The 26,060-nt window shown below is 62.4% G+C and carries 28 protein-coding genes and 1 other RNA gene; 11 read left to right on the top strand and 18 right to left on the bottom strand.

Features of this window, described 5'->3' with window-relative positions; all coding sequences use genetic code 11:
* Window position 1: 1 nt before the first annotated feature.
* Together D3M59_RS00935 and D3M59_RS00930 are read left to right on the top strand one after the other, a co-directional pair.
* Window positions 2-1,144: a bifunctional 2-C-methyl-D-erythritol 4-phosphate cytidylyltransferase/2-C-methyl-D-erythritol 2,4-cyclodiphosphate synthase gene (locus D3M59_RS00935; RefSeq protein ID WP_119530682.1), complete on the top strand. Its 1,143-nt coding sequence runs from the start codon at window positions 2-4 to the stop codon at window positions 1,142-1,144.
* Complete coding sequence (locus tag D3M59_RS00930) at window positions 1,141-1,647, top strand: CinA family protein (RefSeq protein WP_119530679.1); 507 nt, start codon at window positions 1,141-1,143, stop codon at window positions 1,645-1,647. Before D3M59_RS00935 ends, D3M59_RS00930 begins: the two co-directional genes overlap by 4 nt.
* Here the strand turns inward: D3M59_RS00930 and D3M59_RS00925 are convergent.
* Together D3M59_RS00925 and lipA are read right to left on the bottom strand one after the other, a co-directional pair.
* Window positions 1,608-2,069 (bottom strand): type II toxin-antitoxin system RatA family toxin, encoded by a 462-nt coding sequence (locus tag D3M59_RS00925; protein WP_119530676.1) that lies wholly within the window; start codon window positions 2,067-2,069, stop codon window positions 1,608-1,610. The genes D3M59_RS00930 and D3M59_RS00925 overlap by 40 nt on opposite strands.
* Window positions 2,069-2,998: a lipoyl synthase gene (lipA, locus tag D3M59_RS00920; protein ID WP_119530673.1), complete on the bottom strand. Its 930-nt coding sequence runs from the start codon at window positions 2,996-2,998 to the stop codon at window positions 2,069-2,071. Before lipA ends, D3M59_RS00925 begins: the two co-directional genes overlap by 1 nt.
* Window positions 2,999-3,081: 83 nt before the next feature.
* Here lipA and D3M59_RS00915 point away from each other — a divergent pair, with 83 nt between their 5' ends.
* Entirely contained in the window at window positions 3,082-3,714 is a 633-nt protein-coding gene (locus D3M59_RS00915) for a carbonic anhydrase (RefSeq protein ID WP_119530670.1), read from the top strand.
* 10 nt (window positions 3,715-3,724) lie between these two features.
* On the opposite strand, the gene D3M59_RS00910 is transcribed toward D3M59_RS00915, so the two are convergent.
* A complete protein-coding gene (locus tag D3M59_RS00910; RefSeq protein ID WP_119530667.1) occupies window positions 3,725-4,054 on the bottom strand; it encodes a YMGG-like glycine zipper-containing protein in 330 nt (109 codons plus the stop codon).
* 119 nt (window positions 4,055-4,173) lie between these two features.
* On the opposite strand from D3M59_RS00910, the gene D3M59_RS00905 reads away from it, so the two are divergent.
* The 3 genes from D3M59_RS00905 to D3M59_RS00895 all read left to right on the top strand — a co-directional run bounded on the left by D3M59_RS00905 (window position 4,174) and on the right by D3M59_RS00895 (window position 6,012).
* Entirely contained in the window at window positions 4,174-4,908 is a 735-nt protein-coding gene (locus tag D3M59_RS00905; protein ID WP_119530664.1) for an NYN domain-containing protein, read from the top strand.
* Window positions 4,909-4,966: 58 nt separating this feature from the next.
* Window positions 4,967-5,497, top strand: a complete 531-nt coding sequence (locus D3M59_RS00900) for a pyridoxamine 5'-phosphate oxidase family protein (RefSeq protein WP_119530661.1) — start codon at window positions 4,967-4,969, stop codon at window positions 5,495-5,497.
* A gap of 77 nt (window positions 5,498-5,574) precedes the next feature.
* Window positions 5,575-6,012: a DoxX family protein gene (locus D3M59_RS00895; protein ID WP_119530659.1), complete on the top strand. Its 438-nt coding sequence runs from the start codon at window positions 5,575-5,577 to the stop codon at window positions 6,010-6,012.
* Window positions 6,013-6,036: 24 nt separating this feature from the next.
* Here D3M59_RS00895 and ettA read toward each other — a convergent pair whose 3' ends face one another.
* From ettA to D3M59_RS00855, 8 genes are all read right to left on the bottom strand, one after another.
* Window positions 6,037-7,716, bottom strand: a complete 1,680-nt coding sequence (gene ettA / locus D3M59_RS00890) for an energy-dependent translational throttle protein EttA (protein ID WP_119530656.1) — start codon at window positions 7,714-7,716, stop codon at window positions 6,037-6,039.
* Between the two features lie 83 nt (window positions 7,717-7,799).
* A complete protein-coding gene (locus D3M59_RS00885; protein WP_199662334.1) occupies window positions 7,800-9,413 on the bottom strand; it encodes a long-chain fatty acid--CoA ligase in 1,614 nt (537 codons plus the stop codon).
* Window positions 9,414-9,526: 113 nt separating this feature from the next.
* On the bottom strand, window positions 9,527-9,850 hold the full coding sequence (locus tag D3M59_RS00880; RefSeq protein WP_119530651.1) for a YbaB/EbfC family nucleoid-associated protein: 324 nt from the start codon (window positions 9,848-9,850) through the stop codon (window positions 9,527-9,529).
* A 1-nt stretch (window position 9,851) separates the two neighbouring features.
* A complete protein-coding gene (locus D3M59_RS00875; RefSeq protein WP_119532798.1) occupies window positions 9,852-11,495 on the bottom strand; it encodes a DNA polymerase III subunit gamma/tau in 1,644 nt (547 codons plus the stop codon).
* Between the two features lie 45 nt (window positions 11,496-11,540).
* Window positions 11,541-11,635, bottom strand: an RNA gene (ffs, locus tag D3M59_RS00870) — signal recognition particle sRNA small type.
* A 37-nt stretch (window positions 11,636-11,672) separates the two neighbouring features.
* Entirely contained in the window at window positions 11,673-12,005 is a 333-nt protein-coding gene (locus D3M59_RS00865; RefSeq protein WP_119530648.1) for a 2Fe-2S iron-sulfur cluster-binding protein, read from the bottom strand.
* Complete coding sequence (locus D3M59_RS00860; RefSeq protein ID WP_119532797.1) at window positions 12,002-13,114, bottom strand: cysteine desulfurase family protein; 1,113 nt, start codon at window positions 13,112-13,114, stop codon at window positions 12,002-12,004. The genes D3M59_RS00865 and D3M59_RS00860 overlap by 4 nt, the downstream gene beginning before the upstream one ends.
* Window positions 13,111-14,172 carry a cysteine desulfurase family protein gene (locus tag D3M59_RS00855; RefSeq protein WP_119530645.1) on the bottom strand — a complete coding sequence of 354 codons (1,062 nt, stop codon included), beginning with the start codon at window positions 14,170-14,172 and terminating at the stop codon, window positions 13,111-13,113. The genes D3M59_RS00860 and D3M59_RS00855 overlap by 4 nt, the downstream gene beginning before the upstream one ends.
* Window positions 14,173-14,283: 111 nt before the next feature.
* Here D3M59_RS00855 and D3M59_RS00850 point away from each other — a divergent pair, with 111 nt between their 5' ends.
* Complete coding sequence (locus tag D3M59_RS00850) at window positions 14,284-14,940, top strand: alpha/beta hydrolase (protein WP_119530642.1); 657 nt, start codon at window positions 14,284-14,286, stop codon at window positions 14,938-14,940.
* A gap of 1 nt (window position 14,941) precedes the next feature.
* Here the strand turns inward: D3M59_RS00850 and D3M59_RS12000 are convergent, their stop codons facing one another.
* On the bottom strand, window positions 14,942-15,109 hold the full coding sequence (locus tag D3M59_RS12000; protein WP_158581910.1) for a hypothetical protein: 168 nt from the start codon (window positions 15,107-15,109) through the stop codon (window positions 14,942-14,944).
* Between the two features lie 37 nt (window positions 15,110-15,146).
* Between D3M59_RS12000 and D3M59_RS00840 the strand changes: the two genes are divergently transcribed.
* Window positions 15,147-15,413, top strand: coding sequence for a hypothetical protein (locus D3M59_RS00840; protein WP_119530637.1), 267 nt, complete (start codon window positions 15,147-15,149; stop codon window positions 15,411-15,413).
* Here D3M59_RS00840 and D3M59_RS00835 read toward each other — a convergent pair.
* On the bottom strand, window positions 15,410-16,369 hold the full coding sequence (locus D3M59_RS00835) for a threonine ammonia-lyase (protein WP_199662332.1): 960 nt from the start codon (window positions 16,367-16,369) through the stop codon (window positions 15,410-15,412). The two genes, D3M59_RS00840 and D3M59_RS00835, sit on opposite strands and share 4 nt — an antisense overlap.
* 191 nt (window positions 16,370-16,560) lie before the next feature.
* Between D3M59_RS00835 and D3M59_RS00830 the strand changes: the two genes are divergently transcribed.
* From D3M59_RS00830 to D3M59_RS00820, 3 genes are all read left to right on the top strand, one after another.
* On the top strand, window positions 16,561-17,760 hold the full coding sequence (locus D3M59_RS00830; protein ID WP_119530635.1) for a type III PLP-dependent enzyme: 1,200 nt from the start codon (window positions 16,561-16,563) through the stop codon (window positions 17,758-17,760).
* A 91-nt stretch (window positions 17,761-17,851) separates the two neighbouring features.
* Window positions 17,852-18,934 (top strand): 1,9-bis(guanidino)-5-aza-nonane synthase, encoded by a 1,083-nt coding sequence (locus D3M59_RS00825; RefSeq protein WP_119530632.1) that lies wholly within the window; start codon window positions 17,852-17,854, stop codon window positions 18,932-18,934.
* Between the two features lie 65 nt (window positions 18,935-18,999).
* Window positions 19,000-19,449: an MAPEG family protein gene (locus D3M59_RS00820; protein WP_119530630.1), complete on the top strand. Its 450-nt coding sequence runs from the start codon at window positions 19,000-19,002 to the stop codon at window positions 19,447-19,449.
* A gap of 3 nt (window positions 19,450-19,452) precedes the next feature.
* On the opposite strand, the gene D3M59_RS00815 is transcribed toward D3M59_RS00820, so the two are convergent.
* The 5 genes from D3M59_RS00815 to D3M59_RS00795 form a co-directional block, all read right to left on the bottom strand.
* Window positions 19,453-20,637, bottom strand: coding sequence for a class I SAM-dependent RNA methyltransferase (locus D3M59_RS00815; RefSeq protein WP_119530627.1), 1,185 nt, complete (start codon window positions 20,635-20,637; stop codon window positions 19,453-19,455).
* Window positions 20,634-21,956 (bottom strand): NAD(P)H-hydrate dehydratase, encoded by a 1,323-nt coding sequence (locus tag D3M59_RS00810; protein WP_199662331.1) that lies wholly within the window; start codon window positions 21,954-21,956, stop codon window positions 20,634-20,636. Before D3M59_RS00810 ends, D3M59_RS00815 begins: the two co-directional genes overlap by 4 nt.
* Window positions 21,957-21,966: 10 nt before the next feature.
* Window positions 21,967-22,773: a 4-(cytidine 5'-diphospho)-2-C-methyl-D-erythritol kinase gene (locus D3M59_RS00805; RefSeq protein WP_407695429.1), complete on the bottom strand. Its 807-nt coding sequence runs from the start codon at window positions 22,771-22,773 to the stop codon at window positions 21,967-21,969.
* Complete coding sequence (locus D3M59_RS00800; RefSeq protein ID WP_119530621.1) at window positions 22,770-24,305, bottom strand: tetratricopeptide repeat protein; 1,536 nt, start codon at window positions 24,303-24,305, stop codon at window positions 22,770-22,772. Before D3M59_RS00800 ends, D3M59_RS00805 begins: the two co-directional genes overlap by 4 nt.
* A 97-nt stretch (window positions 24,306-24,402) precedes the next feature.
* Window positions 24,403-26,049, bottom strand: coding sequence for an electron transfer flavoprotein-ubiquinone oxidoreductase (locus D3M59_RS00795; protein ID WP_119532793.1), 1,647 nt, complete (start codon window positions 26,047-26,049; stop codon window positions 24,403-24,405).
* Window positions 26,050-26,060 lie beyond the last annotated feature (11 nt).

Genomic DNA, 26,060 nt, shown 5'->3' with positions numbered 1-26,060 from the left:
CATGATCGTCACGGCACTGATTGTCGCTGCCGGCTCGGGAAGCCGGCTGGGAGGCGACGTCCCCAAACAATTTCAACGGATTGGCGCCAAGTCGGTACTGGCCCATGCGGTCGACGCGCTGGCGTCCCACCCAAGAGTGAACCAGGTTCGCGTCGTCATTGGCAAAGGCCAGGAAGCCTTGGCTCGCGAAGCCTTGGGTCAGCGAGAAGTTGGCGAATTGATCGTCGGCGGAGTCGAACGTAGCGACAGCGTTTGCGCCGGCCTGACCGCTGTCGAGGGTGACGTCATCCTCGTTCATGACGCTGCCCGCCCTTTCTGCCCGCCCGACGTGATCGATCGGTTGCTCGATGCGTTTGCCGGGCATGATGCGGCTGTCCCGGTGCTTGCTGTCGCGGATACGCTGGCCCGATCGGACGGCAAGCTGGGCGAAGCCATCGACCGCAGGAACGCCGTACGGGTCCAGACGCCGCAGGCCTTTCGCCTTGATGCGCTTCGCCGAGCGTATGCGAGCTGGGCCGGCGAAGCACCGACGGATGAGGCCACGGTCGCCCGTGCGTCGGGCATAGACGTTGTTGCGGTTGAAGGTGACGTCATGCTCGACAAGCTCACGACTGCTGCCGACTGGGCGCGAGCCGAATTCTTTCAGGAGGCAAGGATGATCAGCCGGACGGGAATGGGCTTCGACGTGCATGCTTTTGCCGGGCCAGGACCGATCATGCTGGGCGGGATTGAGGTTCCGCATGACAAGGGCCTGGCGGGCCACAGTGATGCTGACGTCGCGCTTCATTCCATCACTGACGCCCTGTTGGGCGCAGCGGCGCTTGGCGATATCGGGGCACATTTTCCTCCATCCGATCCGCAATGGAAAGGCGCTGCGAGCGAGGTATTCCTGGCACACGCGGCTGATTTGGTCAGACGCGAGGGCGGGATCATCGACTGTGTCGACTGCACCATTATTTGCGAGGCACCGAAGGTGAACCCTTACCGCGAGGTGATGCGTTCCAGAATCGCGGAGATTCTCGACATCTCCCTGTCATGCGTCAGCGTAAAGGCGACAACGACGGAAAAGCTCGGTTTTGCCGGCCGCGGCGAAGGTATGGCCGCACAAGCGGTCGCCACAATCAGAATGGAACGTCAGCAATGAACGACTTCATCCTGCCCGAGGATATGGTCAACAAGGCTCGGGAAGTCGTGGAAGCAAACCGCAAGGCCGGCCGGCGGATCGCCGTCGCGGAAAGCTGCACCGGAGGGTTGGTCAGCGCAGCCATCACCGAGATCCCGGGTTCCTCCGACGTATTCGAAGCGGGTTACGTCACCTATTCCAATGACGCCAAGATGGCAGAACTCAACGTCTGTCTGGACGTGGTCGAGACATTCGGCCCGGTCAGCGTCGCGACGGCATGGGCTATGGCGCAGGGCGCCCTTGAAGCCTCTGGTGCGGATGTTGCCGTCGCTGTGACCGGCATTGCGGGTCCGGACGGAGGGACTGAACAAAAGCCCGTCGGTACCGTCGTGTTTGCGCGGGCGGAGAAGGGTGCCGGGGCGGACCAGGTCGTTGCCGACCAAAAGCTATTCGATGCCACCGGCGGCCGATCGGGCGTGCGGCGTCAGGCGGCGCTTTGCGCGCTGGAACTGCTGTTGCCGTAAAGCGCGGCCGCGCGCTGTTCGAACGCGCCGGTCATGCGCCGCAGGGCGCGATCGAACATCTGGCCGGCAAGTGTCTCGAATATCCGGGACTTGAACGCGAAATCGACCGAGAAATAGACGTCGGTCCCGCCGTCTGCCGAGGGATCAAAGCGCCACTCGTTCTTTAAATATTTGAGCGGGCCTTCGACATAGTCGACAACAATATGGTTGGGCCGTTCCTTGGTAACGCGGCTGGTGAACCGTTCCTTGAAGGCATTGAAGCCGACGATCAGGTCCGCAACGATTTCTGTGTCGCTGGACGACCGAATGCGGACGGCGGACACCCAAGGCAGGAACTCGTCATAGCGCGCTACATCGGCGACGAGGTCGAAGAGCTGCTCGGGTGTATAGGGAAGATGCTTGGTTTCGCTATGCCTTGGCATCAGGCAGTCACGCCCCCTGCCCGGGCCAATTGCGCGGACCGCGCTTCCTGCATCTTCCGGAAATCGTCGCCGGCATGATAGCTCGAGCGGGTCAGCGGCGACGCGGCGACCAGCAGAAAGCCTTTGGCGCGAGCGATCGAGGCATACGCCTTGAATGCATCCGGGGTGACGAACTCTTCGACATTCGCATGGCGCGGCGTCGGCTGGAGATATTGGCCCATCGTCAGGAAATCGATTCCGGCGGAGCGCATGTCGTCCATGACCTGGTGCACTTCGAGCCGCTGCTCGCCCAGGCCGACCATAATGCCCGACTTAGTGAAGATCGATGGATCGAGCTTTTTCACCTGCTCGAGCAGGCGAAGTGAAGCATAGTAGCGAGCGCCAGGCCGGATGGTGGGGTAGAGCCTCGGAACGGTTTCGAGGTTGTGGTTGTAGACGTCCGGGCGCGCGGCAACGATCGCCTCTACCGCTGCCTCATGCTTGTTGCGGAAATCCGGGGTCAGAATCTCGATCGTGGTATCCGGTGTCTCGCGACGCAGCGCCTCGATCACCTTCACGAACTGCGATGCACCGCCGTCCGGCAGGTCGTCGCGATCGACCGAGGTGATGACGATATGCTCCAGCCCCAGCTTAGCCGCCGCGATGGCGACATGCTCAGGCTCCAGCGGATCAACCGCGCGAGGCATGCCTGTCTTCACGTTGCAGAAGGCGCAGGCGCGGGTGCAGGTGTCGCCCAGAATCATTACGGTCGCGTGCTTTTTCGTCCAGCACTCACCAATGTTTGGGCAGGCCGCTTCCTCGCAGACCGTTGCAAGATTCAGCGAGCGCATCAAGCGCCGAGTTTCGGCGTAGCCTTCGCTGACGGGCGCCTTGACCCTGATCCAGTCGGGCTTGCGCTGTTTGGGAGGAATGGGAAGCGGAGCGTTCATGGCGGGCCAGATAGCGATTTGGAGCCGACCTTGCCACCCCCGCCCTCGCCCATTAACCGGCGTGTCCAAAAGGGAGTTCATGGATGGAAGGCTTCGGAAACCTGCTGGCGGGCTATCGGCGCTTTCGCGCGAACCGCGTAGAAGCGGAGCGCGAGCGCTGGAAGGAACTGGCGGAAGGCCAGTCACCCAGAGCCATCATCATTGCGTGTAGCGATAGCCGGGCCGATCCGGCGACGATCTTCGACACCGATCCAGGAGAGATTTTCGTCGTACGAAACGTCGCCAACCTCGTTCCTCCCTACGAGCGCGGTGGCGGACGCCATGGCGTATCCGCCGCCCTCGAATTTGCCGTAACCCAACTCAACGTCCCCGAAGTCATGGTGATGGGCCATGAGCGGTGCGGTGGGATCTACGCCGCGCTAACCGGCTGTTTCCACGAGGCGCCGGTCGGCGAAGGCGGGTTTGTCGCCGCATGGATGTCGCAAATCGAGGATCGCGCCGAGGAGATTTCCAAGGCTCATGGCACCGGCGAGGAGGCCCAGCGCCTATTGGAGGAAGTCGCAATCCGACAGAGCCTCGAAAACTTGCGCACCTTTCCATTCGTCGCCGAGCGCGAAAAAAATGGCACCCTGAAGCTCGTCGGGTGCCATTTCTCCATTCGCGATGGCGAATTATGGATGCTCGACGAAGCGGAAGATCGCTTCCGCCCCGTCTGAACATTTGCGACTAACAGCGCGTGTTATAGTCGTAAATCGGGTTACCGTACTGATCGACGTAGTAACAATAGCCGCGCGTATCGCGGTAATATTGGCGACCTTTGATAACCGCACCGGCAACACCGCCGAGGATAGCGCCAGCGACTGCGCCTTCGATCGGGTTCACGCCGGGAACGACTGCGCCGATGGCCGCACCAGCCGCGCCACCGATGGCCGCGCCGGTAACGGCACGATTTGTCTGATTGTTGTTGCCGTAATACGGATCGTTATAGCCGTAAGGATTGGTCGCGCAGGCCGACAGCGAGACCGCCAAAGTCGATGCGAGAAGAATTCGTTTCATGGTTCTGTTCCTCCGATACACAGGCACTAGTCCCCGCCCCTGCAGGGACTATGACGTGCAGAGGCCGGTTTCGTTCCGTTGCCGTTGCGGTGAGAACAGGTGTTGGGAGCAGGAACTGAATGACTGACCGTAGCGATTACGCCGAAGTCGAACTAAACATCGCGCTGCTAATCGATGCCGACAATGCGTCCCCGGAACACTTGGACGAGGTGCTGCTCGTGCTGGGCGAACTGGGAACCATCAATATTCGCCGGGCCTATGGCAATTGGGCGAAGACCAGCCTCAAAGGCTGGGGCAATCTCACCGGTCTTCACTCGATCATCCCGATGCAGCAGTTCGACGTCGTCAAAGGCAAGAGCTCGACTGATATGCGCATGACCATTGACGCGATGGACCTGCTCTATCGCGGCCATGTCGATGGGTTCGGGATCATGTCCTCAGATTCGGACTTTCTTCCCCTCGCCCAGCGGATCAGGGAAGACGGACTTCCGGTTTATGGTTTCGGTACGACCAAGACGCCGATGAGTTTCCAACAGGCCTGCACCCGCTTCTTCGACGTCTCGGCCCTCGTGAATGCCAATGACGAACAACTCGAGGCTCCCCCGGCCGCGGAAGGCCAGCGCCGGGTAGACGATGAGTTGCTCCAAGTGCTGGGAGCCGCTTTCAAGACGTCGAAGCGCGACGAGGAAGGTTATGCCAGCCTGAGTGAGATGGGCCAGCGGGCCAAAGCCGTGTCGAGCTTTGCGGTGCGCAACTACGGTTTCACGCGGCTGTCCGACCTCATCAAGGCCGTTCCGAATTTCGGGACCAAAGTTGGGGCCGATGGGCGCATGATGGTGAAACGGCTTCGCTGACAGGAACGCGCCCTCACCTCACCCGTTTAGGGTGCGACGATTCTAGAGGAGAGCCCGGATGTTTGGACGCGAAGATGCGCCGGAAAACGAACTGCGCAAGAAGTTCTGGAAAGAGCTAGACGATTCCGCCTTCGTCATGCTTGGACTTCAAGGTGTCGAAGATAGCCGGACCCGCCCGATGACCGCCCAGGTCGATCGCCCGGAGGATGGCGACAAGGAAGATGGTGGGACCATCTATTTCTTTGCGTCGCGAAGCGAGCATCTGGCCAAGGACATGGGGCAGTCGCACCGCGCCATCGCGACCTTCGCTTCCAAGGGTCACGGCCTGTTCGCCCATATCCACGGGACGTTGGCGCTAGACAATGACCGCCAGGTGATCGAGCGCTTGTGGAATCCGATCATCGCCAGCTGGTACAAGGATGGCAAAGACGATCCTGACCTCGCGCTGATCCGCTTCGACACCGACCGGGCGGACATCTGGGAGGCCACGCCAGGCGCGACGATGAAGGCCGCCGCGCTGAAGATGTTGTTCGACATCGATCCGGGCAAAGAGCATCAGGACGAGCACCAGGCGAAGGTCACGCTCTAAGCTTGATGCCGATTGACAGTTACGGACGCGAAACGCAGCATCGTTTCCGTCCGTTTCTCGTTTAGCAAAGGATTGCCATGACCCGGATCGACGGCCGTTTCGCCCCGGAAGCCTTGAGCCTGCTCCGCATTGTCGCCGCGCTGATCTTTTTGCTCCACGGCAGTTCAAAGCTGGTTGGCTTTCCGCCCTCCCCTATGCCGCTACCCCCGGCTGGATCGTTCATGTGGATCGGGGGCTTACTTGAACTCGTCGGCGGACTAATGCTGCTCATTGGTCTGTTCTCGCGGCCGGTTGCGTTCCTGCTCTCGGGTGAGATGGCGGTCGCCTACTGGATGTTCCACGCGCCCAAATCGACGTTCCCGTCGGTCAACGGCGGCGATGCTGCCATCCTCTTCTGCTTCGTCTTCCTGCTGATCGCGGCGGCAGGCCCCGGTCCGTGGAGCCTCGATGCGGCATCCCGCCGCAAGCGCGCCGTGATCGCCACGGAGGATGCGACTGGCGAACCGCTCCCGTAAGAGCAGTTCGCCAGCAGCAAAGGTTTAGCGGGTGAGCTTCTTGTAGGTCATCCGGTGCGGTCGATCCGCTTCCGGACCCAGGCGACGCCGCTTGTCTTCTTCATAGGCTTCGAAGTTTCCTTCGAACCATTCGACATGACTGTCGCCTTCGAACGCGAGGATGTGCGTCGCGAGACGATCGAGGAAGAAGCGGTCGTGGCTGATGACCACGGCGCAGCCGGCAAAGTTCTCGAGCGCGTCTTCAAGCGCACGCAGCGTTTCGACGTCGAGGTCGTTGGTCGGTTCGTCCAGCAGGAGGACGTTGCCGCCTTCCTTCAACATCTTGGCGAGGTGAACACGGTTGCGTTCGCCGCCGGACAGCTGGCCGACCTTCTTCTGCTGATCGACGCCCTTGAAATTGAAGGCGCCGACATAGGCGCGGGTCTGCATTTCCTGCTTGCCGATCGTCATCAGCTCATGACCGCCACTCACTTCTTCCCAGACATTCTTCTTGGGATCGAGCGCATCGCGGCTCTGGTCGACATAGCCAAGGCGAACCGTCTCGCCGATCTTGATCGATCCGCCGTCGGGCTGTTCCTGGCCGGTAATCAGCTTGAATAGCGTCGATTTGCCGGCGCCGTTGGGACCGATGACGCCGACGATGCCGCCCGGCGGCAAATTGAACGACAAATCCTCGAACAACAGCTTGTCGCCATAAGCCTTTGTCAGGCCCTGCGCCTCAATGACGTTGCCGCCGAGGCGTTCGGGCACTTGGATGACGATCTGGGCCTTGCCGACCGACCGCTTCTCCGATGCTTCGACGAGTGCATCGAATGCTTTGATACGGGCCTTAGACTTAGTCTGGCGCGCCTTCGGCGACTGCCGGATCCACTCCAGTTCTTCCTTGATCGCCTTCTGGCGACCCTCATCCTCGCGCGCTTCCTGCTCGATGCGCTTCGCTTTCTTGTCGAGGTAGGTCGAGTAATTGCCCTCGTAGACGAAGTATTTTCCGCGATCGAGCTCCAGGATCCAATTCACGACATTGTCGAGGAAGTAGCGGTCGTGGGTGACGAGGATGACGTTGCCCGGATAATCGACGAGGTGCTTTTCGAGCCACTGGACGCTTTCGGCGTCGAGGTGGTTGGTCGGCTCGTCCAGTAGGAGGATGCTGGGCTTCTCCAGCAGCAGGCGGGTCAGCGCCACCCGACGCTTTTCGCCGCCCGACAGGCTCGTGACTGGGCTGTCGCCAGGAGGACAGCGAAGCGCATCCATCGCGATCTCGAGTTGGTTGTCGAGCGTCCACCCGTCGACGGCGTCGATCTTCTCCTGGAGCTCGCCCATTTCGGCCATGAGCGCGTCGAAATCCGCGTCGGCGGGCGGATCGCCCATCAACGTGGAAATCTCGTTGAAGCGGTCCATCATCTGGGCCACTTCCTTCACTCCTTCGCGAACGTTTTCCATGACGGTCTTGTTGGGATCCAGCTCCGGTTCCTGCTCAAGGTAGCCGACCGTAATGCCTTCACCTGCCCAGGCCTCCCCTGAGAATTCCGTGTCGCGACCGGCCATGATCTTCATCAGGGTCGACTTGCCGGTACCGTTCGGACCGACGATGCCGATCTTGGCGTCCGGATAGAACTGCAGGTGGATGCCGTTGAGGACGGGCTTGGGGGCGCCGGGGAAGGTCTTAGTCAGGCCCTTCATGACGTAGGAATATTGGGCGGCCATGGGGTCGCGATGCTCCGAAACAAGTGGGGATTTGCCCGCGCATGTAGTCGCAGGAGCGCGTGAAATCCAGTGCTAGAACGCCGTCAGTCGCGCCCGACCATGTCCTCTGCATCAGCGAAGCGATAGTCGCTAAACGTCTCCCGCAACGTCTTCTTGCTGAGCTTACCCGTGGCCGTGTGAGGAAGCTCGTCCACAAACTCGATCGCGTCGGGAAGCCACCATCGAGCGACGTGGGCCGATAGATGGTCGCGGATCCGGTCGGCGCAGACGTCGCTGCCGGGCGCCTTTACGCAGATTAGTAGCGGCCGCTCGTCCCATTTGGGATGCGGAATGCCGATCGCGGCGGCCTCGGCAACGCCGGGGCAGCCCACGGCCGCATTCTCGAGTTCGATCGAACTGATCCATTCGCCGCCGGACTTGATTACGTCCTTGCTGCGATCCGTGATCTGCATCGTCCCGTCGGCATGAAGGATGGCCACATCCCCGGTGTCGAACCAACCGTCGGGAGTGAGCGAATCATGTTCTTCCTTGAAGTAGCGCTTCACGACCCAGGGACCGCGCACCTGCAGACGCCCGCTCTCCTTACCGTCCCGAGCCAGCACATTGCCCGCGTCGTCGACGATGCGGTGTTCGATCCCAAACGGAACGCGTCCTTGCCGGCAGATATAGCCCATCTGTTGTTCGTCGCTGAGGCTTTCCCACCCGTGCGGTGGTGCGCCCATCGAGCCGATTGGCGAAGTCTCTGTCATGCCCCACGCGTGGCCTACCTGAACCCCGCGATCGCGGAACCATTTGATCATCGCCCGCGGGGCGGCCGAACCGCCGATCGTCACATATTGCAGGCTGCCCAGGCCCTCGCCTGTCCGCTCGATATGTTCGATCATGCCCAGCCAGATGGTCGGAACGCCGGCCGAGTGACTGACCTTTTCATCATGGAACAGCTTGCACATTTGCGCGGGTCGGTAATCGGCGGACAAGACCAGCTTGCAGCCCGTTAGCGGCGCCGCCCAAGGGATGCCCCAGGCATTCGCATGGAACATCGGAACGATCGGTACGACGACAGCACGCGCGGAAAGGTTGAACACGTCCGGGGCGGCTTCGGCGAGCGTGTGCAGCATCGTCGAGCGATGCTCGTACAGTACGCCTTTGGGATTTCCGGTTGTCCCGCTTGTGTAGCAAAGCGCGCAAGGATCGCGCTCGTCGCCATCGACCCATTCATAAATGCCGTCCTGACCGGCAATCCAGTCGGTAAAGCTGATGTCGCCCTGCCAGTCAGCCGGCGGGTCGAAACAGACATAATATTCGATGCTGGTCCAGCGCGGCTTCATCTTCTCGACCAGCGGCGCGAAGGCATGGTCGTAGAGCAGCACGCGGTCTTCCGCGTGGTTGGCGATATATTCCAGCTGGTCGTCGAACAGGCGCGGATTGATGGTGTGGAGGATGCCTCCCATTCCGATCGCGCCGTACCAGGCAGTCAGGTGGTGGGCATGGTTCATGGCCAGCGTGGCGACCCGGTCGCCCGGCTTTATTCCCCACGCTTCCAGCGCCTGCGCCATCCGGCGCGCGTCGCGGCCAACTTCCTTCCAGTTTGTCCGGGTGATCGTGCCGTTGGCCCAGGCGGACACAATTTCGCCTTCGGCATGTTCGCGTTCCGCATGATCCACCAGCCGCATCACACGGAGCGACCAGTCCTGCATTGCTCCCAGTTCTCCCACGCCGTCACCCCCGAGCGTTAACCATAACCGAGCAAACGCAATCTTGACGGACTGCGCGGGGGATACAAGCAGGATTTTCTACAGGGATGCGGGGATTAGAACGGCATCTTGAAGCCGGGCGGCAGCTGCAGCCCATCGGTCATCGATTTCATTTGCTCTCCCGCCGCCACGTCGGCCTTGGCGCGGGCATCGTTCAAAGCGGCGGCAATTAGGTCCTCGAGCATCGATTTTTCCGACGGCACCATCAGGCTGTCGTCAATCGAGACTCCCAGTATGCGACCCTTCGCCGTCGCCTTGATCCTAACCAGGCCGCCGCCCGAAGCACCTTCCACTTCGACCTTGTCGAGATTGTCTTGTGCCTGCGCCAGCTGCGCCTGGGCAGCTTCGGCCATTTTCATGATTTCTTCGAGACTGGGCATGTCAGGCCTCTTTCTGGTCGATCGATTCAAGGGTCGCTTCGGGAAACTGGTCGAGTAGCGCCCGCACATTCGGTTCTTCAAGCACTTCGGCGCGCATTCGTTCCTCTGCCATCGCTTCCTGCTGATGGAGCGAAGGCGCCCCGCCCTCATCGGTCAGGCGGACCTGCCACGCCGTCCCGGTCGCCTCCTTGGCCGCGGCGGCAAGTTCCCGTGGAAAATCGGGGCCAAGCGGTTTCAGCGGCTTCAGCGCGAGTTCGCCGGGCGCAAAACTGACCAACCCGATGTGGTCGCGTAGCTGAAGGCCGAGCAGCTGACGGCCCTGCCGCTCAATCGCATCGACAAGTGCCGGAAAATCGGTGACCGCGTTGACCGGCGCTTCAGAAGGTGGCGGGACAGTGGCAGGCACCGCTGCGCTTGCGGGTGCGACGCCGCCGGCCAGGATCGCTGCCAAGGCCGACGGGTCGGGCATGTCGGCCGCATGAATGATGCGAAGCAGCGCCATCGTCGCTGCCTCATGCGGGTCCGGAGCGATGTTGACGTCCTGCAGCCCCTTTAACAACAACTGCCAGAGACGGTGCAGGCTAGCCCAGCTCATCCGCTGCGCAAGTTCGGCGGCCGCATCCCGTTCCTCGGCAGATTGAAGCAAGTCTGCCTTGGCACCCGCCTTGGACCGGGTCACGGCATGCATCGATTCCATTAGGCCACGGATGAGCGAGGCCGGATCGATGCCCAGCTCATGCGCCTGGTCCAGTTGGGCGAGGGTTGCAGACAGGTCGCCGGCCAACAGCGTGTCGAGCAGCCGGCGGACCCGGCCTCGGTCGGCCTGGCCGAGCATGTCGCGCACCTGTGCCGCGGTGACGCTACCCTCCCCATGAGCAATCGCCTGGTCGAGGATGGAAAGGCCGTCGCGGGCGGAACCTTCGGCAGCACGTGCAATAGCCTGCAGCGCCTCGTCCTCCACCTCAACGCCTTCGGCTTTAGCGACGTGCGCAAAATGCTCCGCCAGCTTCTCGGCAGGGATGCGGCGCAGGTCGAACCGCTGGCAACGCGAGAGGACCGTGACCGGAACCTTGTTAACCTCGGTGGTTGCGAACAGGAATTTCACATGCGCGGGCGGTTCCTCCAGTGTCTTCAGCAGCGCGTTGAACGCGCTTTTCGACAACATGTGAACTTCGTCGATGATGTAGATCTTGTAGCGGGCTGAAACCGCCGCGTAGCGAACCGCCTCGATAATCTCGCGTACGTCGTCGACGCCGGTGTGGCTGGCGGCATCCATTTCGATAACGTCGATGTGACGCCCATCGGCAATCGCCCGGCAGGGTTCGCAGACGCCGCAGGGATTGATCGTTGGACCTCCCTGCCCGTCCGGACCGATGCAGTTCAATGCCTTGGCAACGAGCCGCGCTGTCGAGGTCTTGCCGACGCCGCGGACGCCCGTCAGCAAAAACGCGTGGGCGATCCGGCCGCGCTCGATCGCATTGCCGAGCGTCGTCACCATTGCGTCCTGTCCGATCAGCTCGGAAAAGGTCTGCGGACGATATTTGCGAGCCAGTACGCGATAATGGCTATCCGCTGCCGGCTTGGTCTGTTCGGGAAGATCGAGGCCCAGGCCGGGCTCATCATTTTGGTCGGGTGAATCGGACATCGGGACCTTTGTAGGGTCGACCTGAACAACCGTCACGGCATTTTGGGAGGTGGAAGCCGGTGACCCGGGACGAAATCGTTGTGGCTGCTTCCTTCCGGATCTGACCAGGTTGGCGACAGCCCCGCCCACCGACTTCCGCGGCGGCATATGGCGACGGAAGTCAGCAAGCGCAAGCGCCTAGCGATCCAGATTATAAGCCCCGCCCGGCATCTGGACCGTCAACGACCCGAGATCTTTTGTCAGCATGATCTGGCAGGCGAGCCGGGACGTGGGACGGACCTGCCATGCCAGGTCGAGCAAGTCATCCTCCTCCTCGCTCGCCGGAGGAAGGCGGCCGAAGTCTTCCTTCGCAATGATGACGTGGCAGGTGGAGCAGGCCATCTGGCCCTCGCAAGCACCTTCCAGCGGCTGTCCCTCGGCCTGGGCCAGATCGAGCAGATTCGTCCCTTCGGTCGCGTCAACCTCATGGTCGAGCGTGCCGTCAGCTTTGAGAAAGCGCACTCGAATCATGCGGATAGACCCAATTGTTCGCGTGCTGCCTCGTCGATGCGGCGGCACGCGGATGCCAATTCCTCTTCGCCGGTGTAGCGGCCAAAGCCAAGGCGGATGGACGAACGCGCATCCCGGTCGCCAAGCCCGATGGCGCGCAACACGTGGCTGGGGCGGCCCGACCCGCTGGCACAGGCGGAACCGAGTGAGAATGCCACGTTGCGTAGGTCTGCCATCAGCCGCGCCGCGTCGAGGCCGGGTCGTCGAATGTTCAGATTGCCAGCATAACGCTGTTCTTGGCTTCCGTTGATTAGCCAGCCTTCATCGAGGGTTGCTCGCGCTATTTGCGATAGCTTTCGAACATGCACAGTGTCCGCGTCGCGGCGCTCTGCAGCCAGCCGGGCCGCTTCACCCAGGCCTACGCATAGTGCGGGGGACAAGGTGCCCGAGCGCAATCCCAGTTCCTGCCCGCCGCCGTGCATCACCACGGCGGGCTCGGCGCCCCGCCGCATCCACAGGCCGCCGATAGCCTTTGGACCGTGGATCTTGTGACCGGATATGGCAACGAGATCGGGACCCGGCGGAATGGCCATTCGTCCGAAGCCCTGGACCGCGTCGCAGAGCATCAGGGCGCCGCGGTCGTGCGCAATGGCGGCGAGATCTGCGATGGGCTGGATAACGCCGATCTCGTTGTTGACCAGCATCGCCGAGACCAGCGCCGTGTCGTCGTCGATAGCCAATTCCGCGGACTTCAGGTCGACCAGTCCGTCCGGCCCTACGCCCAGTCGAACCACCTCGGCACCTTGCTCCTCGAGCCAGTCGACACTGTCGAGAATCGCAGCATGCTCAGTCGCGATCGTCACCAGCTTTCGCCGGCTCGACCGTTCCATCGTTCCTTTGAGCGCCCAATTGAGCGCTTCGGTCGCGCCGCTGGTGAAGGCAAAGCGGCCGCCATCGAGGCCGACAGCCGCCTCGATACGATCGCGAGCGATTTCTATATTGGCGGCCGCTTCCCGTCCCCAAGTCGACGGGCTGTGCGGATTAGCGAATTTTTCCTCGATCCAGGGCCGCATGGCCGCCAGCACTTCCGGCGCAACTGGTGTGGTCGCCTGGTAGTCGAGGTAGATCATGCCGCTTTGGAACGGGACGCGATGCGCTGCCACTCGGCGAGGAATGCGTCGACGTCGGATTCGGACGTTTCCGGTCCAAAACTAATGCGGAGGAAGCCGGCGGCCACCTCGGGCTCAATGCCCATTGCTGCGAGTACCGAGCTTCCTTTCATTGCCCCCGACGAACAGGCACTACCGGCGGAAACGGCGATACCCGCGAGATCGAACTGGACGAGGAGCGAGGCGCTGGACGCGCCGGGTAGCGAGATTGCTCCGATCGTCGCGACACGTGGCGATTCTTCGCCGATCACGATGCCCCCATTGGCCTTTACGCCCTCCTCGAGGCGCGAACGGAGTGCGGATAGACGCTCCATGTCATAAGGCCGGGCAGCCAGCGCAGCCGCGAACGACATGGCGTTGGGCGTATCCTGCGTGCCGCGGCGATAGCCTTTTTCCTGCCCGCCGATCGCTTCGAGCGTGGCTAGGTCCTTGACGAGCAGCACGCCAATGCCCGGCGGTCCGCCGAGCTTGTGGGCGCAGGCGGCGATGAAGTCGGCATCGGGCAGCGGCATCTTGCTTGCGCCCTGCGCGCAATCGGCAAGCAGCAGCGAGCCGGTGTTACGCACTTTTGAAGCGATCCGATCCAGCGGCTGGATGATGCCCGTCTCATTATTAACTTGCTGGATTGCTACGAGCGATGGCCCTTCCGCCAGCACGCTATCAAGCACCGCTTCGTCGATCAGGCCGTTAGACATGACCGGAATGACCTTCGATTCAGGACCCATGGCGAAGGGTACGATCGCATGCTCGGTCGCGCCGTGAGCCCGGCCAGCAATCTTGGCGCGCTTTGCAGCGATTTCCACGGATTCGCTCGCCCCGCTCGTGAAGATGACGTCATGACGCCAACCCAGCACTTCGCGGATCGTATCGCGAGCTTTCTCAAGCAAGGCGCGCGAGGCGCGGCCTTCAGCATGCGGCGAACTGGGATTGGCCCAAGCATCGAAGCCGTTAAGCAGCGCGGCGCGGGCTTCGGGGAGGACATCGGTCGTTGCGGCGTGATCGAGGAAAATGCGGGTCATGAAAGCTGAGGAATCCTGCCGTTGCCAGAGCTCGGGCCAGCCCTATATAGGAGCCGCCGCCGCGGTGCACCCTATCGCGGTCAAAAGTTTCACACCGTAAAGCGAGCGCCCATGCCAGAAGTGATTTTTCCCGGACCCGAAGGCCGTCTGGAAGGCCGCTTCACCCCCGGCCCGCGCCCGCGTGCGCCAGTTGCGTTGATCCTGCACAGCCATCCGCAGGCCGGCGGGACGATGAACAACAAGATCGTGCAGCTCCTCCACAAGGACTTTGTCCGCCGTGGTTTTGCGACATTGCGCTTCAACTTTCGCGGCGTTGGCAAGAGCCAGGGCACGTTCGACAACGGCATCGGCGAGCTGAGCGACGCCGCGTCGGCGCTTGACTGGGTCCAGCAGATCCATCCTGAGGCCGAGGTCACTTGGGTTGCTGGCGTCAGCTTCGGCGCGTGGATCGGCATGCAGCTTTTGATGCGCCGCCCGGAAATCCGCGGATTCATCTCAATCGCACCGCCGGCAAACATGTATGATTTCAGCTTCCTCGCGCCCTGTCCCGCATCGGGCATCATCATCCAGGGCGAAGCCGACGAGGTAGTGACGCCGGGCGCGGTCCAGAAGCTGGTCGATAAGCTGCGCACCCAGCGCCACATCACGATCGCCCATGACACGATCCCGGGCGCGAACCACTTCTTCGCGAACGAGCTCGACCTGCTCATGAAGAGCGTGGATGATTACCTCGACTTCCGCCTCGATCCGAGCTGCCCGATCCGCTGAGTTAAAGGGTCCAGATCAGGACGTTGACGACGAAGACGATTCCGCACGCGATCATCAGGAATCCGCGCTGCTTTCCGTTGGGCAGGCGAAGGCTCCGGATGCCAAATATGATGAGCAGGACGGCCGCGATCATCGTGATGGCCAATGCGGCGGATGCGGTCGTCCCCAATTCGGTTCCCTTCACGGCTTCTTAACCCGAATCCGCCATGCTGCGCGCCATGCCGGAAGTCCAGCAACAACAGGTTCGTCTCGAGGAAGCGTTCGAGCGCATCGAAGAAACCATCCTCCCCTGCATCGCAATGATGCTGGATACGTTGCTCGACGCGTCGGCAAACCTTGCGGAAATCGACCCCAAGGTGTTGATTGCCGAACTCCAGACGCTGGCCGCAGAACTGGAAGAACTAACGCGCGCGGTTGAGCGAAACTCCCCGGCGCACGTCGAACCTGGCGAATATCGGATCGCCAACGGCTAAGCGACCAGCCTGGCGTGAAGCGCCGGGTCGATATTACCGCCTGACAAGACAATCACCGTTTCCGGGACAACCGCGACCTTTTCGGAGAGAATTGCGGCAAGCGACGCCGCCCCGCCCGGCTCCACGGTCAGACCATGCTCGTGCCACGCCCAACGCACCGCTGCTGCCACTTCGGCATCGCTGACTGCGGCGCCTCGCGCGTTCCTCGCGGCGAGAATTCCGAACGTGATCGGCGAAACCTGCGGCGTCTGAATAGCGTCGCACATCGTCGCCGGCGCGTCCTTGCCAACAGGGACGATTGAACCAAGAGCGAGCGACTGAAGCATGTCGTCCCACCCGTCCGGTTCGATCGGAACTACGTCAGCGTCCGGGCATGCCAGCGCAATCCCGGCTGCGAGGCCGCCCCCGCCGCAATTGACGACAACTCGGGACAACTGGCCCGCGCCGCTAATGCTCAACTGCTCGGCGAGCTCGAGGCCGACCGTACCTTGCCCAGCAACAATGTGCGGATCGTCGAAACTCGGTACGACCGTTGCCCCAGTCGATTCCGCAAGCCGCTCCGCGATCGCGACCCTGTCTTCAGTCCGCCGGTCGTAAAGCAAGACTTCGGCGCCATGCGACTTGGTGTTCTCAATCTTCAGTTCGGGCGCGTCCGCCGGCATGACGATGGTTGCAGGCATGCCCAGCCTCTTGGCCGCGATCGCTACGCCCTGTGCATGATTGCCCGAAGAAAAGGCGACGACACCCCGCCGCCGCTCTTCATCGTTCAACTGCAACAGCCGGTTGGTCGCCCCGCGCAGCTTGAACGAGCCGCCGGTCTGCAGAGATTCGCATTTAAGCCACAGCCTGTGACCGCGAATCTGCGCTTCGATTAGCGGGGTCCGCTCCACCCAGCGGGAAATTCGCCCGGCCGCTGCCAGAACATCATCGCGTGTCACCGTCAGACTTTCAGCCAAGCTATTGTACTCCTTAGATATTCGATGAAGCGAGCCATGTAGAGGACTGCACGAGGGCCGACGACTTTATTGGGGGTCCAAAAAATCTTTACATGGGGGTCCGCCAACCATATATCGCGCCTCCGCTGCCCCATGGGACTTCCAACCGCAAGGCAGCTTTATGTCGAACTACCCGTTGGAGGTCCCTTGAATTGTTCAAGCACCATAGCGCGCTGGGGCTAGCGACTGCCCTCCGACCGGTTCAGCCGGTCACGCTTCTTCGTCCGCATGCCGCCAAGCGTGCTGCCCGCTTCTTCGTGGAGAAGTTTCCGGGTAAGTCGCTTTATGCGGTCAAAGCCAACCCGTCGCCGGATCTGCTGAAGATCCTTTGGGACGCAGGCGTCACACACTACGACGTCGCTTCGCTCGGCGAAGTGCGCCTTGTAGCGGCGACGCTGCCCGGTGCGACCTTGTGCTTCATGCACCCGGTGAAGGCCGAGGAAGCAATCGCGGAAGCCTATTTCACCTACGGCGTGAAAACCTTCAGCTTAGATACGCTTGAGGAGCTGGACAAAATCGTCCGCGCGACCTCGACCGATGGCGTGCCCGCGACCGATCTTAACCTGCTGGTGCGCCTGCGGGTTTCGTCGGATCACTCCAAGCTTAGCCTTGCTTCCAAGTTTGGCGCCGAGCCCGGGGACATCAAGCCTCTGCTGATGGCTGCGCGCCAGGCGTCCGACGCGCTGGGTCTCTGCTTCCATGTCGGCAGTCAGGCGATGAGCCCGTCTGCTTATGGTGAAGCAATGGGCCGGGTCCGCGACGCGATCGTCGAAGCAGCTGTCACCGTCGACATCGTCGATGTTGGCGGCGGTTTCCCCAGCTGGTATCCGGGCATGGAGCCCCCTGCCCTGGAAGCCTATTTCGAGGTCATCCACCGTTCGTTCGAAGCGCTGCCGATCAGCTATTCGGCCGAACTGTGGTGCGAGCCGGGCCGAGCGCTGTGCGCAGAATATGCGAGCGTGCTGGTACGCGTCGAAAAGCGTCGCGGCAGCGAACTGTACATCAACGACGGCGCCTATGGCGCTCTGTTTGATGCGGCGCACATCGGTTGGCGTTATCCGGTCAAGCTGATCCGCGAAGGTGGATCGGACACCCGTGAGATGCCTTTCAGCTTCTATGGACCGACGTGCGACGACCTCGACCACATGGCTGGGCCGTTCGAACTGCCCGCCGATGTCCAGGCTGGCGATTATATCGAAGTCGGAATGCTCGGTGCCTACGGCTGTGCCATGCGCACCGGCTTCAACGGCTTCGGCGTAGAGGATCGGGTTATCGTTGACGACGAACCCATGGCCTCGCTTTACGCGCCCCATTTGGAACGCGTGGCCGCTTCGAACGTCATCACGCTGTAGCGGCGTTGTGCTCCGGCAGGGCCGGAGACTAGTGGAAAAGTTGGACCGGTCCCCGGCATCTGCCGGGGGCCGGCCTGCATTGGAGATTTGAATGAGCATCGACACCCTCCACAAGGTCCAGGACGAGAGCCAGATCAACGACACCCGCAAGGCTGAGCTGCTCAAGACCGAAGTCGAGCATATCGACATCACTTCGTTCGACGCGCGTCCGATCATCGATGCCATGGGCAAGATGAGCTTCACCAGCCGCGATACTTCGCGCGCCGCGGGTCTCTACAACCAGATGCTCAATGATCCGGCATGCTCGGTTATCTTGGTCGTTGCAGGGTCGACCTCGGCGGGTGGCTGCATGGACCTCTACACCGAGCTGGTGAAGAACAATATGGTCGACGCCATCGTCGCCACCGGCGCGACGATCGTCGATATGGATTTCTTCGAAGCGCTTGGTCACAAGCATTATCAGGCGAACGAAATCCCCGACGACGATACGCTGCGCTCGCTTTACATCGACCGCATCTACGACACCTATATCGACGAAGTTGCGCTTCAAGATTGCGACCACACGATCGGCAAGATCGCCGACAGCCTGGAGCCGCGTCCCTATTCGAGCCGCGAGTTTATCAAGGAAATGGGCAAGTGGCTGGCCGCGGGCAATGCCAAGAAGGCCAACAGCCTGGTGCAGACGGCCTATGAGCACGATGTGCCGATCTTCTGTCCGGCATTTGTCGATAGCTCGGCGGGCTTCGGCCTGGTCAAGCATCAGGTCGATGCGATGAAGCGCGGCGGCCACTACATGGTCCTCGATGCCATCGCCGACTTCCGCGAACTGACCGACATCAAGATCAAGGCGGGCACAACCGGACTGCTGATGATCGGCGGTGGCGTTCCGAAGAACTTCACCCAGGACACGGTCGTCTGCGCGGAAATTCTCGGCCATGACGATGTCGAGGTCCACAAATACGCGATCCAGATTACCGTAGCCGACGTTCGCGACGGCGCCTGCTCCTCATCGACGCTCCAGGAAGCTGCCTCGTGGGGCAAGGTTTCGACGGCGCTCGAACAGATGGTCTTCGCAGAAGCCACCTCGGTTCTACCTCTGATCGCCAGCGATGCTTATCATCGCGGTGCTTGGAAGAACCGCGAGAAGCGCCGCTTCGCGAAGATGTTCGACTAATTCGGTTGCACACCGAAACGATCTGACGCACCCTCCCCTTGGTTTATCCAGGGGGAGGGATTTTCATGAGTTACAGCCCGCTGCTCGCGCCGGTCGTTGCGCTGGTCGGTTGGACACTCGTCGTCATGTTGTGGATGCTGGTATCGCGTGGGCGGGAATTTCGCCGGCTCGGCATCAACTTTTCAAACATTCCTGCCGGTGGCCGCGGCGTTGACCTGGAAGGCCGGGCCGACCCCAAGGCTCAGTGGAAGTCCCACAACTACAATCATCTCATGGAACAGCCGACGATCTTTTATGCGATCGTCATCTCGCTCGCGCTCATGGGCATGGACCAGCCGATCAACCTCTGGCTCGCCTGGGGCTATGTCGCTTTCCGGGTGATCCACAGCCTGATCCAGTGCACGTCCAACATTGTCCGTTTCCGACTGCCGGTATTCGCGCTGGCTTCGCTGTGCCTGTTTGGCCTGACGCTGCATGCGGGACTGCGGATCCTGCACGATTGTCTCGGCTGGTAGCCCCTAACGGCTGAAGGCAGCCGCCAGCTCGACGTGGGTCGACCATCGGAATTGCCCGACCGGCCGCACCCGGTCGAGGCGGTAACCGCCGGCAACCAGCATTTCTGCATCGCGCGCAAAGGTCGCGGGGTTGCAGCTGACGTAGGCGATGCGCGGCACCTCGGATTTTGCCAACTCACGCACCTGCTCCAGTGCGCCGGCCCGGGGTGGGTCGAGCACGATTGCATCGAATGCCGCCAATTCCTTTGGGTCGTACGGTCGGCGATAGAGATCCCGATGCTCGACTACCAAGGTCCTGCTCGCGCGCGAGGCTGCCAGCTTCAGTGACAGCACGGCGTCGCGAGCGGCCTCCGCTGCGGTTATTTGGCCCTCCAGCGAAAGCGCGAAGGTACCAAGACCGGAGAATAGGTCGCCAATGCGGGCGGCCCCGGCGCAGGCGCTGCGGACTTCCTGGACGAGCGCGGCTTCGCCATCGGAGGTCGCCTGGAGAAAGGCTCCCGAAGGAAAATTCACCGGCGTGCCACCGAGCGTTACAGTGGCGGGCTGCGGCTCAAACCGGGTTTCGGGGCCATAGCCTTCGTCAACGCTCAGCCGGGCCAGACCATGCTGCTCGCAAAAGTCGGTCAGGCGCTCGACACTTTCGAGGCCGGTCACCTCCACACCCTTCAGCGAGACGTCAACGCCTTGATCGACCAAGCTCATTTGCATTTCACCCGATCGGCGAGCCGGCAGGATGACGTCAAGCAGGCGGCGCAGCGGCGCTACAAGTTCGAACAGCGCGGGATGGAGCACATGGCATTCGGCCATGTCGACCAAGCGGTTCGACCCGGCTTCGTTGAAACCGATAAGGACACGCCCACCCGCCCGCAAGGCGCGCAGCGAGGTGCGGCGGCGGGTCCGCGGCGGCGAGAGATGCGGTTCAGCGATTTCTGTTTCCAGGCCATGCTGAGCGAGGGCGCCGGCCACCCGGGACCGGCAATAATCGGCATAGGCGGCATCGGTCAGGTGCTGGAGCTGGCAGCCCCCGCAGGCTGGAAAATGGCGGCAAGGCGGCTGCTGATGGCCGGGTCCCTGTTGGAGCGTGCCGTCGTCGAGAAGCATGTCGCCCGGAACGCCAAACGCTACGTGCTGTCCGCCTGCAGTGACCCCGTCCCCCCGGGCGGCAATGCGAACGATAGGATCGCTCATATGGCCGCGATCAGATCGTCGGCAATCATGCGAGGCCCGGCACGTTCCGCGGCGCTGCCGTGCAACCAGACACCCGCGCAAGCAGCCTCAAATGGAGGGAGGCCGCGCGCGCGCATCGTCGCGATGATCCCGGCAAGCACGTCGCCCGTGCCTGCGCTGGCTAGCCATGCGGGCGCCGGCGGCGCGAAGCCGAGGCGGCCGTCAGGTGAGGCTACCAATGTATCCGGGCCCTTGTAGACGACCACCGACTGCGAGCGACTGGCCGCGGCGAGCGCGCGCTCGGGCTTGCTGCCTTCAAGTTCTCCGAACAGCTTCACGAACTCGCCTTCGTGCGGGGTAAGGATGACGTCATGACCGTGCAATCGCTCCGGCTCGCCGACCAGGCCGATGGCGTCGGCGTCGATAACGATCGGTCGCGGCGCCGTCAGCGCGAGGGTCAGGACCTGCGGAATGTCGCCAAGACCGGGTCCGACAAGAAGGCAGCCGACGCGCGGATCATTGAGGACGGCCGTGTCCGTCTGGACGATGGCTGCCGGAAGTCCGTCGATGGCACGCGACGTGCTAACTCGAACATAGCCGGCACCGGCGCGCGCTGCCGCCCTAGCTGCCAAGGCGATGGCGCCCGGCATTTTGCCCGCAAGGCAATGCACCAGGCCGCGGTCGTACTTGTGGCCCGCCGGATCGAGCGGCGGAATCTGCGGAGCACCAATTTCAAACCAATTGCTTTCGGCCGCTATGCCAATGTCGGCGAGGACCAATCGGCCGAGATGCTGTTTCGCCGGCATCAGGCAGTGTGATGGCTTCAACGCGCCGAAGGTGACGGTCAGGTCGTAATCGCTGACCGTAGAAAGGGTCGAGCCGTCATCGGACGCGATGCCGCTGGGAAGGTCGCAGGCCACCGCTACGACTGAGCCGTCGACCAGTTCGGTCAACCGGCCGGCAATCTCCGTTTCGAGGCCTCGCGTCAGGCCGGTACCGAACAGGCAATCAACCAGGATTTCGGCCGGTCGCGCTTCGACAAAGGGTTCGACCGGTCCGGCCCATTGCGACGCCGCCCATCGCGCGGTGTCCGAGGCTGGCTCGGCAAGGGCCGCAACCCTGACGTCATAGCCTCTCGCCGCGAGGTGACGGGCCGCGACATAGCCGTCGCCGCCATTGTTGCCGGGTCCGGCAAGGACCAGCGTGGGGCGCGGGCCGATGAAAAGGTGGATGGCCTCCGCAAGAGCTTTGCCCGCGCGTTCCATCAGTTCGGTTTCCGGTACGCCCGAAGCCGCCTCGGCGGAGCGCATTTGATCGGCGGTCAGGATCGGGCGATTCATGAGCGCGCCCCTAGCGCAGAATGCTTGCCAGGCGCCACCAGTTAGACGGGCATTCATCGGCTGCGCGGGCGCGCGCTGCCTCACTCTCGAACAGGGCAAAGCAGGTCGCGCCGCTGCCCGACATTCGGGCGACGGTGACGCCATCTCGCGAGGACAGCCAGTTGAGCAACTCGCCAATTTCGGGAACGAGCGCCCGCGCGGGCGGCTCGAGATCGTTTCGTCCATTGCGCCAATCGCCGAGCGCGCCGCGATCCACTCCATCCCATCGCGCGAACACGTCCCTCGTCGATAAAGCGATGAGCGGATTGACCAGCAGGATTGGCGAACCTGGAATCGACGGATCCTGCACAAGGTCCAGCCGGTCGCCCGCTCCCACCCCCCGCGCCGTCATGCTGAGCAGGCAGGCCGGGACGTCTGAGCCGAGCCGTGGAGCTACCGCAGAAGCAAGCGCCGGGTCGATGTTCCAAAGGCGGGTCAACAGTCGCAGCGTCGCGCCCGCGTCGGCAGATCCCCCGCCGATGCCGGAAGCAACGGGGAGATTCTTGGTCAGTGTCAGCGATGCGCCGTTATCGATGCCGGCAGCGTCAGCCAGATGCTGCGCGGCATCGAGTACCAGATTGTTCGAAGTCGATAATTCTGCCGAGAAGGGTCCCTTGACTGCAAGGCTGATTCCGTCGGCGGGTTCGGCTTCGATCTTGTCGCCATCGACGCAAAAAGCGAACAGGGTTTCCAGCGCATGACGGCCGTCCGGCAGCTTTCCGCGCACATGCAGAGCAAGATTGACCTTGGCCGGAGCCGGCTCCGAAATCCGCATCAGGGCGCCGCGGTCGCCGGCGTGAGCCCCGTTTCGAGTTTCGATTCCAGCCGCGTCTTGGTCGCGTCATCGGCGTTCACCAGCGCCGCGCGCCAGGAGAAACGCGCCTCGATGCGGCGGCCTGACGTATATAGGGCATCGCCGAGATGTTCATGGATTTCGGCCTGCGACGGGTCGCCGGCGGCTGCCTTGCCGAGGGTCTCGATGGCTTCGGCAAGCTGGCCACGCTTGAACAGGGCCCAGCCAAGCGAATCCGTGATCGAGGCATCGTCTGGCTTTAGCGCGCTGGCCTTCCGGATCATCGCCTCGGCGGACTCCAGGTCTTCGCCGCGTTCCAGCTTCCCATAGCCCAGGAAATTGAGGACGATGGCGTTGTCCGGCTCGATCCTCATCGCTTCTGCGAGGTCGGCCTTAGCTTCCGCCCAGCGATTGGCCTGTTCGAGGCTGGCGGCCCGAAGCAGGTACAAGGTCCACAGGCTGTCTTCGCCAGGTTGGACTCTTGAGCGCGAAATAGCCTGCTGGTAGGCGGCGGCCGCTTCGGCGTGCCGGTCCATGTCGCCAAGCACATTGCCCAGGCGCGCGAAATCGTGGGAGCCCGCCGAGGGCAAGGCTACCGCCGCATTGGCCCGCGCTAGCGCCGCCGGATACTGTTTGCGATCACTTAGCAGGCGCACCTCGACGTCGAGCGCCTCGCCGGCAAGCAAATCGTTGGCCGGAACGGTCTTGAGGACCGCGAGCGCGTCTTCGTCCCGGTCGGCGCCGTCCAGCAGCAGCGCGAGGAGGATCGTTGCTTCGCTGTTCGAAGGATTGGCGTGCCGCGCGACCTGTGTGAGCGCGATCGGCAGGGCCTTGTTGTCGTCGCGACTCAGCTCGATCGCTAGCGCGATCAACATTTCCGCATAGCCCTCCGCGGGTGTGCGAATCGCCATGTCGAGCGATTGTCCGGCCGAGAGTCTGGCGCGCCCTGCGGCCAAGGCCTGGTCCCCGCCCTGCAGCATTCCCAGTGCATCCTGCGGCCGTTTCAAGCGCACCAGAGCGTCCGCATAGGCCAGCCGAAGGCGAGCGCCGCGCCCACCGCCCCGCTCGACGACCTGCCGAGCGATCGGCAGCGCCTCGTCGGCTTTGCCCATGGCAAAAAGCATCGCAGCGCGCTGTTCGTCCGCGATCGGCCGAAGCGGACTGGTTTCCGGCAATGTGAGGAGTGAAGCCGGTCCGCTCTCCTTGCGACGCGATGTCTGCTCCCACGCCCTCACCAAAGGAGCGAACAGGTCGACCTCAGTCGTCGTGACGCCTTTTTCAAGGTCCGTCACGGCCTGTTTCGCCTTGCCCTTACGAAGCGAATCCGCGGCCAGCATGAGCCGAGCGTCGATCGGCAATTGCTCAGCCGGCAATTTTCGCGCCAAGGAAATCGCCAACTCGGCTTGTCCGGACTGAATGGCCGTCGCGATAGCCCTGCGCGCGATGGTGCGGTCCGCCGGATCCGCTGCGGCCATTGCTGCGAACAGCTGGGCCGAGCGCGCCTCGTCCCCCTGCATCTGCGCGGCCCGAGCCTGCACATAGGTCGACAGCGGCGCAGCGGCGGCTAGAGGTGTCGTCGTTAGCGCCGAGGCGAAGAGCAGGCCGGCAAGGCGATTACATGTTCGGATAATTGGGTCCTCCGCCGCCTTCGGGCACGACCCAGTTGATGTTCTGCGTCGGGTCCTTGATGTCGCACGTCTTGCAGTGCACGCAATTTTGGGCGTTGATCTGCAGCCTGGGCTGCCCGCCTTCTTCCACGATCTCGTAAACGCCGGCCGGACAGTAACGCTGCTCTGGCGCGTCATAAAGGGCGAGGTTGACCTTAATCGGAACTTCCGCGTCCTTCAGGGTCAGGTGGATCGGCTGATCTTCCTCGTGATTGGAGTTGCTGATGAACACCGACGACAGGCGGTCGAAGGTCAGCTTTCCGTCCGGCTTTGGATAGGCAATTGGCTGGTAATGGTCTTTCCGGCCGATCTGCGTGTGATCGGCATGGTGCTTCAGCGTCCAAGGCGTCTTCAGCTTCAGGAAATTAAGCCACATGTCGATGCCGGCAAAGACCGTTCCGATCGTGCCGCCCCAGCGTGCCACAGCTGGCTGTGCATTGCGCACGACCTTCAATTCGTCAGCAATCCAGCTAGAACGCACCGCCGGTTCATAGCTGTCGAGCACGTCCGAGCGGCGATCGGCCTCGACCGCCGCGAAGGCAGCCTCGGCCGCCAGCATGCCGGACTTCATTGCAGTGTGTGTGCCTTTAATGCGCGGAACGTTCACGAAGCCGGCAGCGCAGCCGATTAGCGCCCCGCCCGGAAAGGCCAGTTGCGGGACCGCCTGCCAACCGCCCTCGTTGATCGCCCGAGCGCCATAGCTGACGCGCTTACCGCCCTCGATCTCGGCCCGGATGGCAGGATGGGTCTTCCAACGCTGGAATTCTTCGAATGGCGAGAGGTACGGATTCTTGTAGTCGAGCGCCGTGACGAAGCCGAGCGCGACCTGGCCGTTGGCTTGGTGGTATAGGAAGCCCCCGCCCCAAGCGTCGTCTAGCGGCCAGCCTTGCGTATGAATAACTCGGCCTGGTTGATGTTTGTCCGCAGGAACGTCCCACAACTCCTTGATACCTAGGCCATAAACTTGCGGTCCGGAATCCTTGCGCAGGTCGAAGATGCGGGTCAGCTCCTTAGTGAGGTGTCCGCGCGCGCCTTCCGCGAAGAAGGTGTAGCGGGCGTGCAATTCCATTCCCGGTTGGTAATCGTCGCGGTGCGTCCCGTCGCGGGCGACGCCCATGTCGCCGGTTGCGACGCCCTTGACCGAGCCGTCGTCGTTGAACAGCACTTCCGCCGCCGCGAAGCCGGGAAAAATCTCGACCCCGAGCGATTCCGCCTGTCCGGCGAGCCAGCGGGCAAGGTTGCCGAGGCTCGCGGTGTAGGTGCCCTCGTTATGCATGAAGGGCGGCATGAAGAGCGCTGGGAGCGAATATTTGCCCTTGCGGGTCAGGACCCAGTGCAGGTTTTCGGAAACCGGGACGGTGAGCGGGCTGTCCTTTTCCCGCCAGTCCGGAATGAGTTCGTCCAGCGCTTTGGGATCGATCACGGCGCCGGACAGGATATGGGCGCCGACTTCCCCACCCTTTTCGAGGATGCAGACGCTGAGGTCCTGGCCTTTTTCTTCAGCCAGTTGCTTCAGCCGGATCGCCGCAGCCAGGCCCGCAGGGCCGGCGCCAACGATGACAACATCATATTCCATCGATTCGCGCTGGCTCATATGACCCTTTC

Source organism: Sphingomonas edaphi (assembly GCF_003583725.1).
GTDB classification, from domain to species: domain Bacteria; phylum Pseudomonadota; class Alphaproteobacteria; order Sphingomonadales; family Sphingomonadaceae; genus Sphingomicrobium; species Sphingomicrobium edaphi.
Note: the sequence above shows the minus strand (reverse complement) of the source record. Positions and strands in the feature narration are given on the sequence as shown.

Excerpts from the sequence above, each read along its gene's own strand:
- D3M59_RS00935 (WP_119530682.1), top strand. The coding sequence starts at position 2 with ATGATCGTCACGGCACTGATTGTCGCTGCCGGCTCGGGAAGCCGGCTG.
- D3M59_RS00930 (WP_119530679.1), top strand. The coding sequence starts at position 1,141 with ATGAACGACTTCATCCTGCCCGAGGATATGGTCAACAAGGCTCGGGAA.
- D3M59_RS00925 (WP_119530676.1), bottom strand. The coding sequence starts at position 2,069 with ATGCCAAGGCATAGCGAAACCAAGCATCTTCCCTATACACCCGAGCAG.
- lipA (WP_119530673.1), bottom strand. The coding sequence starts at position 2,998 with ATGAACGCTCCGCTTCCCATTCCTCCCAAACAGCGCAAGCCCGACTGG.
- D3M59_RS00915 (WP_119530670.1), top strand. The coding sequence starts at position 3,082 with ATGGAAGGCTTCGGAAACCTGCTGGCGGGCTATCGGCGCTTTCGCGCG.
- D3M59_RS00910 (WP_119530667.1), bottom strand. The coding sequence starts at position 4,054 with ATGAAACGAATTCTTCTCGCATCGACTTTGGCGGTCTCGCTGTCGGCC.
- D3M59_RS00905 (WP_119530664.1), top strand. The coding sequence starts at position 4,174 with ATGACTGACCGTAGCGATTACGCCGAAGTCGAACTAAACATCGCGCTG.
- D3M59_RS00900 (WP_119530661.1), top strand. The coding sequence starts at position 4,967 with ATGTTTGGACGCGAAGATGCGCCGGAAAACGAACTGCGCAAGAAGTTC.
- D3M59_RS00895 (WP_119530659.1), top strand. The coding sequence starts at position 5,575 with ATGACCCGGATCGACGGCCGTTTCGCCCCGGAAGCCTTGAGCCTGCTC.
- ettA (WP_119530656.1), bottom strand. The coding sequence starts at position 7,716 with ATGGCCGCCCAATATTCCTACGTCATGAAGGGCCTGACTAAGACCTTC.
- D3M59_RS00885 (WP_199662334.1), bottom strand. The coding sequence starts at position 9,413 with ATGCAGGACTGGTCGCTCCGTGTGATGCGGCTGGTGGATCATGCGGAA.
- D3M59_RS00880 (WP_119530651.1), bottom strand. The coding sequence starts at position 9,850 with ATGCCCAGTCTCGAAGAAATCATGAAAATGGCCGAAGCTGCCCAGGCG.
- D3M59_RS00875 (WP_119532798.1), bottom strand. The coding sequence starts at position 11,495 with ATGTCCGATTCACCCGACCAAAATGATGAGCCCGGCCTGGGCCTCGAT.
- D3M59_RS00865 (WP_119530648.1), bottom strand. The coding sequence starts at position 12,005 with ATGATTCGAGTGCGCTTTCTCAAAGCTGACGGCACGCTCGACCATGAG.
- D3M59_RS00860 (WP_119532797.1), bottom strand. The coding sequence starts at position 13,114 with ATGATCTACCTCGACTACCAGGCGACCACACCAGTTGCGCCGGAAGTG.
- D3M59_RS00855 (WP_119530645.1), bottom strand. The coding sequence starts at position 14,172 with ATGACCCGCATTTTCCTCGATCACGCCGCAACGACCGATGTCCTCCCC.
- D3M59_RS00850 (WP_119530642.1), top strand. The coding sequence starts at position 14,284 with ATGCCAGAAGTGATTTTTCCCGGACCCGAAGGCCGTCTGGAAGGCCGC.
- D3M59_RS00840 (WP_119530637.1), top strand. The coding sequence starts at position 15,147 with ATGCTGCGCGCCATGCCGGAAGTCCAGCAACAACAGGTTCGTCTCGAG.
- D3M59_RS00825 (WP_119530632.1), top strand. The coding sequence starts at position 17,852 with ATGAGCATCGACACCCTCCACAAGGTCCAGGACGAGAGCCAGATCAAC.
- D3M59_RS00820 (WP_119530630.1), top strand. The coding sequence starts at position 19,000 with ATGAGTTACAGCCCGCTGCTCGCGCCGGTCGTTGCGCTGGTCGGTTGG.
- D3M59_RS00815 (WP_119530627.1), bottom strand. The coding sequence starts at position 20,637 with ATGAGCGATCCTATCGTTCGCATTGCCGCCCGGGGGGACGGGGTCACT.
- D3M59_RS00810 (WP_199662331.1), bottom strand. The coding sequence starts at position 21,956 with ATGAATCGCCCGATCCTGACCGCCGATCAAATGCGCTCCGCCGAGGCG.
- D3M59_RS00800 (WP_119530621.1), bottom strand. The coding sequence starts at position 24,305 with ATGCAGGGGGACGAGGCGCGCTCGGCCCAGCTGTTCGCAGCAATGGCC.
- D3M59_RS00795 (WP_119532793.1), bottom strand. The coding sequence starts at position 26,049 with ATGAGCCAGCGCGAATCGATGGAATATGATGTTGTCATCGTTGGCGCC.